Here is a 17,044-nt window from a genome sequence, read left to right on the forward strand (position 1 = left end):
TGAATGAATGAGCATCTATGAGCATTTTAGACCCGAAGAAGTGGTCTTTGTCGATAAAGTGTTAGAGTGGAAACAGGTAGCTGAAGAATATCATCAAGTGAAATTAACGGATTTTCTGGATCCGCGTCAGCAGCAAATTGTTGCTACGATAATTGGAAATCAAGGGGATGCTACTTTGCGTCTTTATGGTGCTGAGCCAAAAGCGGAAAGGAAAAGAGCTCTTATTTATCCGAGTTATCTGGATTTAAATGAAGAAGATTTTCAAGTTGAAGTATTAGAAATTGACTATCCTTCCAAGTTTTATACGCTTGAACATAGGCAAATATTAGGTGCATTTATGTCTCTTGGTCTTACAAGAGAAAAGTGTGGTGATATTTTGCTTCAAGAAAATCGTGCCCAAATTATAGTTGCAAAAGAAATTGTTTCTTACATTGAAATGAATTTACAATCAATAGGGAAAATGAAGGTCTCACTTTCCTCTGTACAAGCAGACAAAGTATTACGATTGCAAGAAGAATGGAAAGAACAATCTGGAACTGTTTCATCACTTCGATTAGATGTCCTGCTAGCTGAAATGCTTCATCTATCACGGCAAAAAGTACAGCCACTTATAAAAAACGGTCTTGTGAAAGTGAACTGGAAAACTGTTGAACAAACTGCATATGAGTGTTTTCCGGGTGATGTTTTTTCAATTAGGGGATATGGCCGGAGTAAATTATTTTCTGTAGAAGGAAAAACGAAACGCGACAAATGGCGAGTTTTGTATGGTATACTAAAATGATTGGTTTTTTAGAAGGAAAAACTCTTGTTTTGTCGAAGAAAAGATATAATTAAAAGAAGAAAATTCAGATAACTACTTGGAGGTGGCGTTTGTGCCGTTAACACCATTAGATATTCATAACAAAGAATTTGGTCGCGGATTCCGTGGCTATGATGAGGATCAAGTAAATGAGTTTCTTGATCAGATCATCAAAGATTATGAATTGGTCATTCGCGAGAAGAAAGCATTAGAAGAAAAAGTTGCTCAACTAGAAGGTAAATTAGATCATTTTTCTAACATTGAAGACACGCTAAATAAGTCTATCGTTGTTGCACAAGAAGCGGCTGAAGAAGTAAAGCGTAATGCACAAAAAGAAGCGAAATTAATTGTACGTGAAGCAGAAAAGAATGCAGATCGTATCATTAATGAAGCTTTAGTAAAATCAAGAAAAGTTGCATTTGATATTGAAGAGCTAAAGAAACAAGCGAAAGTATTCCGTACGCGTTTCCGTATGTTATTAGAAGCACAGCTTGAAATGTTAAACAACGATGATTGGGACAAATTAATTGAGCTAGAAGAAGAAGTGGACGAGCTATTAAAGAAAGAAGAAACAGTGTAAGCTTGACGTTTTTCTCATTATTACATATAATTTTAAACAACATATTTATTAAGAAAAACAAAGATAGGGATAAGTACCTTTTTCATACCTTATATAGCGAACTGAGGACGGTGTAAGCTCAGGATAAGGAGATAAATGGGAATATCACCCTGGAGTTCCGCGCTGAACAAAAAAGTAAGCGTAGGCGTATATTCGCGTTAAGAATATAAAGAGGACCTTGTGCATACGTGTACGGTCTACTAGGGTGGTACCGCGGGAGACTTTCTCGTCCCTTTTTTGGGGATGAGAGAGTCTCTTTTTTATTCCATTTTTTAGGGTCTTTCTTTTATAAATTCGAGGAGGAATTAAGCGTGGAGTATAAAAATACATTACTAATGCCGAAAACAGAATTCCCAATGCGTGGGAATTTACCAAAACGTGAGCCTGCAATGCAAGAAAAATGGGCTGAGATGAACATTTATGAAAAGGTACAAGAACATACAAAAGGTCGTCCTTTATTTGTACTGCATGATGGTCCTCCATATGCGAATGGTGACATTCATATGGGACATGCGTTAAATAAGGTATTAAAAGATTTTATTGTTCGTTACAAATCAATGACTGGATACTGTGCACCATATGTACCAGGATGGGATACACACGGTTTACCAATTGAACAAGCTTTAACAAATAAAGGTGTAAAACGTAAAGAAATGACGGTTGCAGAATTCCGTAAGTTATGTGCAGAGTATGCATACGAACAAGTGAATCGCCAACGTGAACAGTTTAAACGTCTAGGTGTGCGTGCTGATTGGGATCGCCCGTATATTACTTTAGAGCCAGCTTATGAAGCGCAGCAAATTAAAGTATTTGGTGAAATGGCGAAAAAAGGTTATATCTATAAAGGACAAAAACCAGTTTATTGGTCTCCAACAAGTGAATCCGCTTTAGCTGAAGCTGAAATTGAATACAATGATAAAAAGTCAGCATCTATTTATGTGGCATTCCCTGTAAAAGACGGAAAAGACGTATTAGAAGGCGACGAGAAATTTATCATTTGGACAACAACACCTTGGACATTACCAGCCAACTTAGGTATTTCTGTTCATCCAGAACTTGAATACAGCATTGTGAAAGTAAATGATGAAAAATATATTATTGCTTCTGAACTATTTGACACAGTTTCTAAAACGTTAGAGTGGGAAAATGCTGAAGTTGTGAAAACAGTTAAAGGTAGCGAACTTGAGTATACAGTTGCGAAGCATCCATTCTATGAGCGTGATTCTTTAGTTATGCTTGGTGAGCACGTTACAACAGATGCTGGTACAGGTTGTGTACATACAGCACCTGGACACGGGGAAGACGATTTCCTTGTTGGTAAACAGTATGGATTAGAAGTTCTTTGTCCAGTTGATGATAAGGGTGTATTAACAAGTGAAGCACCTGGATTCGAAGGTCTATTCTATGATAAAGCTAATAAGCCAATTACAGAAAAATTAGAAGAAGTAGGTGCGTTATTAAAATTAACATTTATTACGCATTCTTATCCACATGACTGGAGAACGAAAAAACCAATTATCTTCCGTGCGACAGCGCAATGGTTTGCATCTATTGAAGCGTTCCGCAGCGAATTATTACAAGCGGTTGAGGAAACAAAATGGGTACCAGCATGGGGGGAAACACGTCTTCATAATATGGTTCGTGACCGTGGTGATTGGTGTATTTCTCGTCAACGTGCATGGGGTGTACCGATTCCTGTCTTCTATGCAGAGAATGGCGATCCAATTATTACAGATGAAACAATCAATCACGTAGCAGATCTATTCCGTGAGAACGGTTCTAACGTATGGTTCGAACGTGAAGCGAAAGATTTATTACCAGAAGGATTTACACATCCATCTAGTCCGAATGGCGAATTCCGTAAAGAAACAGACATTATGGACGTATGGTTTGATTCAGGTTCTTCTCACCAAGCTGTCCTAGAAGAGCGCGAGGACTTACAACGTCCAGCTGATTTATACTTAGAGGGATCTGACCAATACCGTGGCTGGTTTAACTCTTCATTATCAACAGCAGTTGCAGTAACAGGTAAAGCACCATACAAAGGTGTGTTGAGTCATGGATTCGTATTAGACGGTGAAGGTCGTAAAATGAGTAAATCTATCGGGAATATTGTTGTACCGAAGAAAATCATGGATCAATTAGGTGGAGATATTTTACGTTTATGGGTATCTTCTGTTGACTACCAATCTGATGTGCGTATTTCAGATGATATCTTAAAACAAGTTGCAGAAGTATATCGTAAAATCCGTAACACATTCCGTTTCTTATTAGGAAACTTAGCTGACTTTAATCCAAGTCAAGATGCAGTAGCGAAAGCTGAATTACGTGAAGTAGATCGCTACATGCTAGTGAAATTAAATGACTTAATTACAAAAGTAAAAGAAGCATATGAAACATATGACTTTGCGGCAGTATATCATGCAATTCATAACTTCTGCACAATTGATTTAAGCTCATTCTATTTAGACTTTGCAAAAGACATTTTATACATTGAAGCAGCAAATCATCATGACCGTCGTGCGATTCAAACAGTACTTTACGATGTTCTTGTTGCATTGACAAAACTTGTAACACCAATCTTACCTCATACAGCTGATGAAGTATGGCCATATGTTCCTGGTGTTGTAGAGGGAAGCGTTCAGCTAACTGATATGCCAGAAGCTGTAGAAGTAGAGTGTGCGGAAGCGTTAAAAACAAAATGGGATGCATTTATGACACTTCGAGATGACGTATTAAAAGCTTTAGAAGTGGCTCGTAATGAAAAAGTAATCGGTAAGTCATTAAATGCGAGTATTACCCTATATCCAACTGCAGAAATGAAACAAATGTTAGAGTCTATTAGTGAAGATTTAAAACAATTATTTATTGTCTCTGAGTATAAACTTGGTGGAACAATGGAAGAAGCTCCAGTGGATGCACCAAAATATGAGCATACAGCTGTTGTTGTAGCGCAGGCAACTGGTGAAACATGTGAACGTTGCTGGGTTGTTTCTGAAACAATTGGTAAAGACGCTGAACATGAAACATTATGTGAGCGTTGTGCAACAGTAGTAAAAGAAAATTATGTAAAATAATGATGTGATAAAAACTGACTGCTATTACGGTAGTCAGTTTTTGTATTTAGTAATGATTCTTCTTAACATGTAGCAGATGTATGAAAAGTTCGACTGCTTAAAGTTTTTCTATTGGGCAGGAGGAAGTAACTTTTAAGCACTTTCCCATGAAGGAAAAATGTGTGAGCGGTAAGCGAGAAAATTTCGGACACACTAACGGTACATTGCAGCCGGGAGGAATGTACACGTGAATGAAATCTATATGGAAATCAAAGAAGAATTACAATTGATGAAAAAAGAACTACAGGAACGACTGGCAAAAGAAGCGATAAAAACTTATTATGTAGAATTCGGACTGGAATTAGGCTATGAATCGAAGGAAGATGGAAAAAAGAAATTATTTTTACATGATATAAGAGAAGATTTAAAAGATGTGGAACGAGCATTATTTAAAATGGAAATCGATATGTATGGCATTTGTGAGGAAACTGGGACATACATTCCTATAAAGCAAATGAAAATGATGCCAACAGCTCGTACAATTCATGAATTTTTATATGAGAAAGTAAATGTCTAAGAGGCACAACGATATTATATTACCTTTTTTTATTTTATTTTATTTTATTCTTCCGTAAAGGTTCATTGTGAAAAGACCGTAGCTATGCTAAAATTTTGAGGTACACTGTCTTTGTGGGGGAAATGAAAATGATATATTATTTAATAGCGTTATTTGTCATTACCATCGATCAAGTATCGAAATGGTTAATTGTAAAAAACATGGAATTAGGTACAAGTATCCCGATTATCGATAATGTATTATACATAACATCACATCGGAATAGAGGAGCTGCCTGGGGCATTTTAGAAAACAAAATGTGGTTCTTCTATATTATTACAGTTGTTTTTGTAGGATTTATCGTATTTTATATGAAAAAGTATGCAAAAACAGATAAGCTCCTAGGGATTTCATTAGGTCTTATTTTAGGCGGAGCAATTGGCAACTTTATTGATCGTGTATTTAGACAAGAAGTGGTGGATTTCATTCACGTGTATATTTTTTCATACAACTATCCGGTATTTAACATAGCTGACTCAGCTTTATGTATTGGGGTTGTATTGATTATTATTCAAACATTATTAGAAGGAAAGAAAATGAAGGAGTAATTGAATGAGCGAAGTAGTACAAGTAACAGTTACAGAAGAACAAAAGAGCGAACGGATTGATAAGTTTCTCGCGGGAGTGAACAATGAATGGTCACGTTCACAAGTACAACAGTGGATTAAAGATGGCGTTGTAACCGTAAATGGAAACGACATTAAAGGAAATTATAAAGTAAAAGTAAATGATGAAATTGCAGTAGCAATTCCAGAACCAGAAGAGCTTGATATTTTGCCAGAAGACATGAATTTAGAAATTTATTATGAAGATGCAGATGTGCTTGTTGTGAATAAGCCACGTGGCATGGTTGTGCATCCAGCTCCTGGACATACAAGTGGTACACTTGTAAATGGGTTAATGCATCATTGTACAGATTTATCAGGTATTAACGGTGTAATGCGTCCGGGTATTGTACATCGTATTGATAAAGATACATCTGGCTTATTGATGGTTGCTAAAAATGATATGGCACATGAATCTCTTGTAAATCAGCTTGTGGCAAAAACAGTAACAAGACGATATAAAGCAATCGTCCATGGTGTAATTCCACATGATAAAGGAACAATTGATGCTCCAATTGGCCGTGATAAAAAGGATCGCCAAAGTATGACGATTGATGAAAATGGGAAGCATGCTGTTACGCATTTTCAGGTGTTAGAACGATTTAAAGACTTTACACTTGTAGAGTGTCGTTTAGAAACCGGCCGTACGCACCAAATTCGTGTTCATATGAAATATATTGGATACCCGCTTGCGGGAGATCCGAAATATGGCCCGAAAAAAACATTAGATATAAATGGACAAGCGCTTCATGCGGGGATTTTAGGGTTTGATCATCCTCGTACAGGCGAATATATCGAGTTTGAGGCGCCAGTTCCAGCAGTATTTGAAGAAGTTTTAAATGTTTTACGGAAATAGTATTGACAAAACGATTGAAACCTGCGATACTAACAGCAGTTGAATAATGATCCTTTAACACAGCCCCGTGAGGTTGAGAAGGTAACGGTTTGAAATACTTAGGGTATACTTGTACCCTTTTTTCAAAAGTCCTCTCGCACACGCTGAGAGGACTTTTTTTATACCATTCCTCTCACGCAAGAAAAAAGCTTGGAGGTGTAGAGCATGCAAGAAAAAGCTGTCGTTTTAGATGACCAAATGATTCGCCGCGCTTTAACACGCATCAGTCATGAAATTGTGGAACGTAATAAAGGTGTCGATAATTGTGTTCTTGTCGGAATTAAAACACGTGGGATTTTTATTGCACAGCGTTTAGCAGAACGAATTGGTCAAATTGAAGGAAAAGAAATAGAAGTAGGCGAGTTAGACATTACGCTATATCGTGATGATTTAACATTGCAATCAAAAAATAAAGAACCGCTTGTAAAAGGTTCAGATATTCCTGTGGACATTACGAAGAAAAAAGTTATTCTTGTGGATGATGTATTGTATACAGGAAGAACGGTTCGAGCAGCGATGGATGCTCTTATGGATTTAGGTAGACCATCACAAATCCAACTAGCTGTTCTTGTAGACAGAGGTCATCGTGAATTACCAATTCGTGCTGATTATGTAGGAAAGAACATTCCAACATCAAGTGAAGAACGTATTGAAGTTGATTTGCAAGAGACGGATCAGCAAGATCGAGTAAGTATATACGATAAGTAAAGCCCTTTTAAATGTAGTCCTGTGAGGCTGCCAAAGGGTCTTGACTTTCGTATGTCAAATTTGACATACGAAAGTATAGGACTCTTTGTGCATAGGGCGCAAAGAGTTTTTTTATTGCAAAGTTTTAAACTGAAGGAGGATATAACAATGGAGCAAAAGCCAGTGTTAGACATTCATGAAGTACCGAAACCCGGAAAATGGTTATTTTTAAGTATACAACATTTGTTCGCGATGTTTGGATCAACAGTACTTGTTCCGTTTTTAACAGGACTGAACCCATCAGTAGCTTTAATCTCCAGTGGATTAGGAACACTCGCGTTTATTCTTATAACAAAGGGTCAAGTACCAGCATATCTAGGCTCATCATTCGCGTTTATCGCACCGATTATTACGGCGAAGACAGCAGGAGGGCCAGGAGCAGCAATGCTTGGAGGTTTACTAGCAGGACTTGTATACATCTTAATTTCACTTGGAATTAAGAAATCGGGATCAGCATGGATTATGAAGTTACTCCCACCAATTGTCGTTGGTCCAGTTGTAATGGTTATCGGATTAGCATTAGCACACACAGCAGTGAATATGGCAATGAATGATGCAGGTGGCAAGTATAGTGTTACACACTTCTCAGTAGCATTAGTAACGCTAGCAATTACAATCATTTGCTCTATATTCGGAAGAGGATTTTTCAGCATCATACCAGTTCTATTAGGGATTATCGGAGGATATATCTTCGCTTACTTCCAAGGATTGGTGGACTTAAAGCCAGTAGCTGAGGCGAAATGGTTTGATGTACCAGACTTTGTCGTACCATTTGTAACTTACACGCCAGAGTTTTCATGGAAGATTGTACTCTTAATGGTGCCAGTAGCACTTGTAACAATTTCAGAACATATCGGGCATCAAATCGTACTTGGAAATGTTATTAATCGAGATTTAATTGAAAAACCAGGGTTACATCGCTCGATTTTTGGAGATGGTGTAGCGACATTAATCGCATCAGTAATTGGTGGACCACCAAATACAACATACGGTGAAAACATAGGTGTACTGGCAATTACGAAAGCTTACAGTGTATACTTATTCATCGGATCAGCAGTCTTCGCGATTATGTTCGGATTTATTGGTAAGATTTCCGCACTGATTCACTCGATTCCAACACCAGTTATGGGGGGCGTATCAATCTTACTCTTTGGAGTAATCGCATCAAGCGGTTTACGCATGATGGTAGATGATAAAACAGACTTAAGCGACAAACGAAACTTAATGATTGCATCAGTGATTCTGGTAATCGGGATTGGTGGCGCGGTACTTCGTGTCGGAGAATCATTCCAAGTAGAAGGAATGGCACTTGCAGCAATCGTTGGCGTACTGTTAAATCTACTGTTACCTGAAATGAAACAGAAACAACAATCTAAGCAGATTGCTTCATAAAAACAACCTTTTAATTCAGTCCTGTGAGACCGAAAAGGGTGGCTTTTTTCTCGCACCCTAGTCTCATACGATTAGGGTATTTTTATGCAGTTATTATTATATAAATACAAAAGTGTTATCATAAAAATCAGAAAGATGAGGGATGACAATGAGCCATTTGTTAACGATGAGTGAATTATCGAAAGAAGAGATTTCAGAAATCCTAAAAGACGCAGAAGATTTCGCAAATGGAAGAAGTGAAAAAACAACAGAGCAAACGTTTGTAGCGAACTTATTTTTCGAAAATAGTACGAGAACAAAGTTTAGCTTCGAAGTTGCCGAGAAGAGATTAGGACTAGACGTATTAAACTTCTCAGCAGATTCTTCTAGCGTACAAAAAGGAGAAACATTATACGATACGATAAGAACACTAGAATCAATCGGAACAAAAGCAGTAGTCATCCGTCATCAGCAAGATCGCTACTTCGATGAGCTAAAAGATAAAGTAAATATTCCAATCCTAAATGCTGGAGATGGATGTGGAAATCATCCAACACAATGCTTGCTAGACCTTTTAACAATTAAACAAGAGTTTGGAAGCTTCGAAGGATTAAAGATTGCAATTGTTGGAGATATCCGCCATAGCCGAGTAGCCCGCTCTAATGCTGAAGCATTAGCGAAATTAGGAGCAACAATTTACTTTGCTAGCCCAGAAGAGTGGAAAGATGAAACTAACACATTCGGAACATACAGAAGTTTAGATGAACTTGTTCCAGAAGTGGATGTGATGATGTTACTTCGTGTGCAACATGAGCGTCATGACCATTATGAAACAGACATCATGAAAGAGTATCATGAACAGCACGGATTAACAATTGAACGAGAAAAACGTATGAAACAAGGAAGCATTATTATGCATCCAGCTCCTGTAAACCGCGATGTAGAAATTGCGAGCGAACTCGTTGAGTGTGAGCGTTCCCGCATTTTCAAACAGATGGAAAACGGAGTTTACGTAAGAATGGCTGTACTAAAACGCGCATTACCAAATGTATTAGGAGGAATGAAACATGAATTATTTGTTTAAAAATGGACGTTATCTAAATGAAGAAGGAAAAATTGTAGCAACAGATCTTCTTGTACAAGACGGTAAAATTGCGAAAGTAGCAGAAAATATTAAGGCAGATAATGTTGAAGTAATCGATGTAAATGGAAAATTAATCGCACCTGGATTAGTAGATGTACACGTTCATCTTCGCGAACCAGGTGGTGAACATAAAGAAACAATTGAAACAGGTACGCTTGCAGCAGCAAAGGGTGGATTTACAACAATTTGCGCAATGCCAAATACACGCCCAGTACCGGACAGCAAAGAACATATGGAAGACTTGCAAAAACGAATTAAAGAAAAAGCACATGTAAATGTACTGCCATATGGCGCAATTACAGTACGTCAAGCAGGTTCTGAAATGACAGACTTTGAAACATTAAAAGAACTTGGAGCATTCGCGTTTACTGATGATGGAGTAGGCGTACAAGATGCAAGCATGATGCTAGCTGCTATGAAACGTGCAGCAAAATTAAATATGGCAGTCGTTGCACACTGTGAAGAAAATACGCTAATTAATAAAGGTTGTGTACATGAAGGGAAGTTTTCTAAGGAACACGGATTAAACGGTATCCCATCAGTATGTGAATCTGTACATATTGCCCGGGACATATTACTTGCGGAAGCGGCAGATTGCCACTATCACGTATGTCACGTAAGTACAAAAGGATCTGTACGAGTGATTCGTGATGCAAAACGTGCTGGAATTAAAGTGACAGCAGAAGTAACACCGCACCACTTAGTATTATGTGAAGATGATATCCCATCGGCTGATCCAAACTTTAAAATGAATCCGCCGCTTCGAGGAAAAGAAGACCACGAAGCATTAATTGAAGGATTATTAGATGGAACAATCGATATAATCGCAACAGATCATGCACCGCATGCAGCAGAAGAAAAAGCACAAGGGATTGAAAGAGCACCATTTGGAATTACTGGTTTTGAAACAGCATTCCCATTGCTATATACAAACCTTGTGAAAAAAGGAATCATTACATTAGAACAATTAATTCAATTCTTAACAGAAAAACCAGCTGATACATTTGGTCTAGAAGCCGGTCGCTTGAAAGAAGGAAGAGCAGCAGATATTACAATTATGGATTTAGAACAAGAGGAAGAGATTGATCCAACAACATTCTTATCAAAAGGGAAAAACACGCCATTCGCAGGCTGGAAATGCCAAGGTTGGCCGATTATGACAATCGTTGGTGGTAAGATCGCATGGCAAAAGGAGAGTGCATTAGTATGAACAGACAACTTATCTTAGAAGATGGAACAGTATTAATTGGAAAAGGTTTCGGAGGAGAAATCGAAAAGTCAGGTGAGGTTGTATTTACAACTGGAATGACTGGATATCAAGAAACATTATCTGATCCATCATACTGCGGTCAAATTGTAACATTTACTTACCCATTAATCGGAAACTACGGCATTAACCGTGATGATTTCGAATCAATTCATCCATCTGTAAATGGTTTAATCGTAAACGAAATTTGTGATCACCCATCTAACTTCCGTAATGAAATTTCGTTAAATGATTACTTGAAAGAAAGAAATATTCCAGGATTAGCAGGAATTGATACGAGAAAATTAACAAGAAAAATCCGTCAATATGGAACGTTACGCGGTCGTCTTTGCAACATGGATGCGAATGTAGAATACATCGTTAGCCAATTAAAAGCGACAGTCTTTACAGATCATGTAAAACGCGTATCAACAAAAGATCCATATCCAAGTCCAGGTCGTGGTCATCGTGTTGTACTTGTAGACTTCGGTATGAAACACGGTATTTTACGAGAATTAAATAAACGTGATTGTGATGTAATTGTTGTACCTTACAATACAACGGCGCAAGAAATTTTACGCCTTAGCCCAGATGGAATTATGTTAAGTAATGGGCCTGGGGATCCAAAAGATGTACCAGAAGCAATTGAAATGTTAAAAGAAATCATCGGAAAAGTACCTTTATTCGGGATTTGCCTTGGCCATCAATTATTCGCTCTAGCATCTGGTGCGAATACAAGTAAGTTAAAATTCGGTCACCGTGGTTTAAATCACCCAGTAAAACACCTTGCAACTGGAAAAGTAGCAATCACTTCTCAAAACCATGGTTACGCAGTAGAAGAAGAGTCAGTTAAAAATACAGATCTTGAAATTACGCATGTTGCTTTAAACGACGGAACAGTAGAAGGTCTTCGTCATAAGAAGTTCCCAGCATTTACAGTACAATACCATCCAGAAGCTTCAGCAGGACCAGAAGATGCAAATGATTTATTCGAAGATTTCTTAGCAATGATTGAAAACTTCAAGAAAGAAGGGGAAGAGTTATGCCAAAACGCCTAGACATTAACACAATTTTAGTAATCGGATCAGGACCAATTGTAATTGGGCAAGCAGCAGAGTTTGATTACTCTGGTACACAAGCTTGTCAATCTCTTAGAGAAGAAGGTTACAAAGTAATCCTTGTTAACTCTAACCCAGCAACAATTATGACAGATACTGCAACAGCAGATAAAGTATATATAGAACCATTAACATTAGAATTCGTAAGCCGTATCATTCGTAAAGAACGTCCAGATGCAATCCTACCAACATTAGGTGGTCAAACAGGGTTGAATATGGCTGTTGAACTTGCGAAATCAGGCATACTTGAAGAGTGCGGAGTTGAAATTTTAGGAACAAAATTATCAGCAATCGAGCAAGCGGAGGATCGTGATTTATTCCGTACATTAATGCAGGAATTAAATGAACCAATTCCATCTAGCACCATTATTCATACGCTAGAAGAAGCACATGAATTTGTAAAAGAAATTGGTTATCCAGTTATTGTTCGCCCAGCATTTACAATGGGGGGAACAGGTGGCGGAATCTGTAGTAATGAAGAAGAACTAATTGAAATCGTATCAGGTGGATTAAAACATAGTCCAGTAACACAATGTTTATTAGAAAAGAGTATTGCTGGTTGTAAGGAAATTGAATATGAAGTAATGCGTGATTCGAATGATAACGCGATTGTAGTATGTAACATGGAAAATATCGATCCAGTTGGGGTTCACACAGGTGATTCTATCGTTGTAGCACCGAGCCAAACATTAAGTGACCGTGAGTATCAAATGTTACGAAATACTTCATTAAGAATTATTCGCGCATTAGGAATTGAAGGTGGATGTAACGTTCAGCTTGCACTTGATCCACATAGCTTCCAATACTATGTAATCGAAGTAAATCCGCGTGTAAGTCGTTCGTCTGCACTAGCATCTAAAGCAACTGGATATCCAATTGCGAAGCTAGCGGCAAAAATTGCAGTTGGTTTAACATTAGATGAAATTGTAAACCCAGTAACACAAAAAACATACGCTTGCTTCGAGCCAGCATTAGACTATGTTGTTTCAAAAATTCCACGTTGGCCATTTGATAAGTTTGAATCAGCAAACAGAACACTTGGTACACAAATGAAGGCAACTGGTGAAGTTATGTCAATCGGGCGTAACTTAGAGGAATCATTATTAAAAGCGGTTCGTTCTTTAGAGCTTGGCATTTATCACTTAGAGTTAGAGCATTTAAAAGAGCTTGATAAAGAGACAATGAAAAAACGTATTATAAAAGCTGATGATGAGCGTCTGTTTGTTGTAGCAGAAGCAATCCGTCAAGGTGTAACGAAAGAAGAAATTAACTCATGGTGTGAAATGGACTTTTTCTTCTTACAAAAAGTTGAAAACATCGTAAATATGGAACGCAAAGTAAAAGAAAATGTAGGAATTATGGAAGTATTACAATCTGCGAAAGAAATGGGCTTCAGTGACCATTACATCGCAGCTGCTTGGAACAAAACAGAGCGTGAAATTTACGATATGCGTAAAGAAAGCAATATGACTCCTGTTTATAAAATGGTAGATACTTGTGCGGCAGAGTTTGAATCTGCAACACCATACTACTACAGCACATATGGTGATGAGAATGAATCGATTGTAACAGATCGTAAGAGTGTAGTCGTACTAGGATCTGGTCCAATCCGCATCGGTCAAGGTGTTGAGTTTGACTATGCAACAGTTCACTCTGTATGGGCAATTAAAGAAGCTGGATATGAGGCAATCATTGTTAATAACAACCCAGAAACAGTTTCAACAGACTTCAGTATTTCTGACAAATTATATTTTGAACCATTAACAATCGAAGATGTAATGCACATTATCGATTTAGAAAAGCCAGAAGGTGTTATCGTCCAATTCGGTGGACAAACGGCAATTAACTTAGCTGCTAAATTAGAAGAACACGGTGTGAAAATCTTAGGAACATCACTTGAAGATTTAGACCGTGCAGAAGATCGTGATAAGTTTGAAGCAGCTTTAACACAGCTTGGTATCCCGCAACCAGTTGGTAAAACAGCAACGACTGTAGAGCAAGCGGTAGCAATCGCTGACAAAATTGGTTATCCAGTATTAGTAAGACCATCCTACGTACTAGGTGGACGTGCGATGGAAATCGTATATCGTCAAGAAGAACTGCTGCACTATATGAAGAACGCGGTTAAAGTTCATGCAGATCACCCAGTATTAATTGACCGTTACATGGTTGGTAAAGAAATTGAAGTAGATGCAATTTCAGACGGTGAAAATGTGTTCATTCCAGGTATTATGGAACATATTGAACGCGCTGGGGTTCACTCTGGTGACTCAATTGGAGTATATCCACCACAAAGCTTATCTGCAAAACTGAAAGAGCAAATTATTGAAAATACAATTGCACTTGGACGAGGATTAAACATTGTTGGATTACTAAATATCCAGTTTGTAGTATTCAAAGATGAAGTGTATGTAATTGAAGTAAACCCACGTGCGAGCCGTACTGTACCATTCTTAAGTAAAATTACAGGCGTGCCGATGGCAAATATCGCAACGAAAGTTATTTTAGGTCAAAACCTAGTAGAGCAAGGTTTTGAAACTGGCTATCGCCCAGAAGAGAAGGAAGTATACGTAAAAGCTCCAGTATTCTCATTTGCGAAACTACGCTCAGTTGATACAACATTAGGACCTGAAATGAAATCAACAGGGGAAGTAATGGGTAAAGATTTAACGCTTGAAAAAGCATTATATAAAGGACTTGTTGCTTCTGGAATTAATATTCCAACGCACGGATCAGTAATCATTACTGTAGCTGATAAAGACAAAGAAGAAGCGATGGAAATTGCAAAACGCTTCCATGAAATCGGTTATAACTTATTAGCGACAGCTGGAACAGCACAATCATTAACAGAACAAAACATTCCAGTGCAAGTTGTAAACAAAATTGATTCTGAAGACTACAACTTACTTGATATTATTCGTCAAGGGAAAGCGCAGTTTGTTATCAACACATTAACAAAAGGAAAACAACCAGCGCGTGATGGTTTCCGCATTCGCCGTGAGTCTGTAGAGAATGGAGTAGCTTGCTTAACATCTCTTGATACAACACGAGCAATCTTGAGAGTATTAGAATCCATGACATTCTCAGCTCACGCAATGAAAGAAATCGCGCCAACAGAGCGCCACGAGGTGGTACATGCATGATGCAAAAGCAAAATATGATCGTCGTTAATCAAACAGAAATCGCAAAAAACATTTACGAATTAGTGCTTCAAGGTGATCTTGTACAGCAAATGAACGAACCAGGGCAGTTTGTACACATTAAGGTAGCAGAGGGCATTACGCCCCTTCTGCGCCGCCCAATTAGTATTTGTAATGTCGATCAAGACAAGAACGAATTTACAATGCTATATCGTGCGGAAGGACAAGGAACAAAAACATTAGCAAAAAGAAAACAAGGTGAACTTGTAGATGTGTTAGGACCACTTGGTCATGGATTTCCTATAGAAGAAGCGGAATCTGGGCAAACGGCTCTATTAGTTGGCGGGGGAATTGGTGTACCACCACTATACGAATTGTCACAGCGTCTTGTAGCAAAGGGAGTACGCGTTATTCACATCTTAGGTTTCCAGACGAAAGATGTTGTCTTCTATGAAGAGAAATTCGCAGAACTTGGTGATACGTATGTTGCAACAGTTGATGGTACACACGGTACAAAAGGGTTTGTAACAGATGTAATTGATAGCTATGGAATTGACTTTGACATTCTATACTCATGTGGACCTTTAGCGATGCTTCGTGCATTAGAAGGACGCTATAAAGAGAGAAAAGCCTACATTTCATTAGAAGAACGCATGGGCTGTGGCATCGGAGCATGTTTCGCATGTGTATGTCATTTGCAAGCAGATCCGAGTGGACATTCTTACAAGAAGGTGTGTAGCGATGGACCAGTATTTCCAATCGGGGAGGTTGTACTATGAACAGATTGCAAGTTGAATTACCGGGGTTATCATTAAAAAATCCAATCATCCCAGCATCTGGTTGCTTCGGATTTGGTCGTGAGTATGCACAGTTCTATGATTTAAGTGTACTTGGATCAATTATGATTAAAGCGACGACAGAACAGCCTCGTTATGGAAACCCAACGCCTCGTGTTGCTGAAACACCAGGCGGAATGCTAAATGCAATCGGGCTTCAAAATCCTGGATTAGAAAAGGTAATGAATTCTGAATTACCTTTTCTCGAGCAATTTGATCTTCCGATTATTGCAAACGTTGCTGGTTCACAAGCTGAGGATTACGTAGCGGTTGCGAAGGAAATTTCAAAAGCACCAAATGTTCATGCGCTAGAATTAAATATTTCTTGTCCAAACGTAAAAACGGGTGGTATTGCTTTTGGTACTGTCCCAGAAATTGCTGCTGATTTAACGAAGCGAGTAAAAGAGGTTTCTGAAGTACCGGTATATGTGAAATTGTCACCGAACGTGGCAAACATTGTAGAGATTGCGAAGGCAATTGAAAATGCAGGTGCGGACGGATTAACGATGATTAATACATTGCTTGGTATGCGTCTAGATTTAAAAACAGCAAAACCCATTTTAGCAAACCGTACAGGCGGACTATCAGGACCTGCAATTAAGCCAGTGGCGATTCGTATGGTACATGAAGTGAGTCAAGCGGTTAACATTCCGATTATCGGAATGGGCGGTATTGAATCAGCAGAAGATGTAATTGAGTTCTTCTACGCTGGTGCAAGCGCAGTTGCAGTTGGTACAGCGAACTTTGTTGATCCGTTCGTATGTCCAACAATTATTGAAGAATTACCAGCGTTATTAGATGAATTAGGATTTGATCACATTTCGGAATGTCAGGGAAGGAGCTGGAAATAAA

Annotated in this window: 14 protein-coding genes and 1 other annotated feature; all 14 genes read left to right on the top strand. The window is 38.3% G+C overall.

The window, feature by feature from the left end; genetic code table 11:
* The first annotated feature begins 7 nt into the window (after positions 1–7).
* The 14 genes from MHH45_RS24325 to pyrD all read left to right on the top strand — a co-directional run bounded on the left by MHH45_RS24325 (position 8) and on the right by pyrD (position 17,043).
* Positions 8–781: a YlmH family RNA-binding protein gene (locus MHH45_RS24325; protein WP_016131892.1), complete on the top strand. Its 774-nt coding sequence runs from the start codon at positions 8–10 to the stop codon at positions 779–781.
* Positions 782–872: 91 nt separating this feature from the next.
* On the top strand, positions 873–1,379 hold the full coding sequence (gene divIVA / locus MHH45_RS24330) for a septum site-determining protein DivIVA (RefSeq protein ID WP_016116021.1): 507 nt from the start codon (positions 873–875) through the stop codon (positions 1,377–1,379).
* A gap of 51 nt (positions 1,380–1,430) precedes the next feature.
* Positions 1,431–1,655: a binding site (T-box leader), on the top strand.
* A gap of 74 nt (positions 1,656–1,729) precedes the next feature.
* Positions 1,730–4,495, top strand: coding sequence for an isoleucine--tRNA ligase (ileS2, locus tag MHH45_RS24335; protein WP_088093642.1), 2,766 nt, complete (start codon positions 1,730–1,732; stop codon positions 4,493–4,495).
* Between the two features lie 226 nt (positions 4,496–4,721).
* Positions 4,722–5,051, top strand: coding sequence for a DnaK suppressor protein (locus tag MHH45_RS24340; protein ID WP_016116019.1), 330 nt, complete (start codon positions 4,722–4,724; stop codon positions 5,049–5,051).
* Positions 5,052–5,179: 128 nt separating this feature from the next.
* On the top strand, positions 5,180–5,638 hold the full coding sequence (lspA, locus tag MHH45_RS24345) for a lipoprotein signal peptidase LspA (RefSeq protein ID WP_016116018.1): 459 nt from the start codon (positions 5,180–5,182) through the stop codon (positions 5,636–5,638).
* Between the two features lie 4 nt (positions 5,639–5,642).
* A complete protein-coding gene (locus MHH45_RS24350; protein ID WP_016116017.1) occupies positions 5,643–6,551 on the top strand; it encodes an RluA family pseudouridine synthase in 909 nt (302 codons plus the stop codon).
* A gap of 204 nt (positions 6,552–6,755) precedes the next feature.
* A complete protein-coding gene (gene pyrR / locus MHH45_RS24355; RefSeq protein WP_001156487.1) occupies positions 6,756–7,298 on the top strand; it encodes a bifunctional pyrimidine operon transcriptional regulator/uracil phosphoribosyltransferase in 543 nt (180 codons plus the stop codon).
* A 147-nt stretch (positions 7,299–7,445) separates the two neighbouring features.
* Positions 7,446–8,729 (top strand): uracil permease, encoded by a 1,284-nt coding sequence (uraA, locus tag MHH45_RS24360; protein ID WP_016116016.1) that lies wholly within the window; start codon positions 7,446–7,448, stop codon positions 8,727–8,729.
* A 148-nt stretch (positions 8,730–8,877) separates the two neighbouring features.
* Positions 8,878–9,792 carry an aspartate carbamoyltransferase gene (gene pyrB, locus MHH45_RS24365; protein WP_016116015.1) on the top strand — a complete coding sequence of 305 codons (915 nt, stop codon included), beginning with the start codon at positions 8,878–8,880 and terminating at the stop codon, positions 9,790–9,792.
* Positions 9,776–11,062, top strand: coding sequence for a dihydroorotase (gene pyrC / locus MHH45_RS24370; RefSeq protein ID WP_088093641.1), 1,287 nt, complete (start codon positions 9,776–9,778; stop codon positions 11,060–11,062). The genes pyrB and pyrC overlap by 17 nt, the downstream gene beginning before the upstream one ends.
* Entirely contained in the window at positions 11,059–12,156 is a 1,098-nt protein-coding gene (locus MHH45_RS24375) for a carbamoyl phosphate synthase small subunit (protein WP_033671433.1), read from the top strand. The genes pyrC and MHH45_RS24375 overlap by 4 nt, the downstream gene beginning before the upstream one ends.
* Entirely contained in the window at positions 12,141–15,359 is a 3,219-nt protein-coding gene (gene carB, locus MHH45_RS24380; protein ID WP_016116012.1) for a carbamoyl-phosphate synthase large subunit, read from the top strand. The genes MHH45_RS24375 and carB overlap by 16 nt, the downstream gene beginning before the upstream one ends.
* Positions 15,356–16,135 carry a dihydroorotate oxidase B electron transfer subunit gene (pyrK, locus tag MHH45_RS24385; protein ID WP_016116011.1) on the top strand — a complete coding sequence of 260 codons (780 nt, stop codon included), beginning with the start codon at positions 15,356–15,358 and terminating at the stop codon, positions 16,133–16,135. Before carB ends, pyrK begins: the two co-directional genes overlap by 4 nt.
* On the top strand, positions 16,132–17,043 hold the full coding sequence (gene pyrD / locus MHH45_RS24390) for a dihydroorotate oxidase B catalytic subunit (protein WP_016116010.1): 912 nt from the start codon (positions 16,132–16,134) through the stop codon (positions 17,041–17,043). The genes pyrK and pyrD overlap by 4 nt, the downstream gene beginning before the upstream one ends.
* Position 17,044: the final 1 nt, after the last annotated feature.

The sequence above is a fragment of the Bacillus sp. FSL K6-0042 genome (assembly GCF_038006685.1).
GTDB lineage: Bacteria > Bacillota > Bacilli > Bacillales > Bacillaceae_G > Bacillus_A > Bacillus_A pseudomycoides.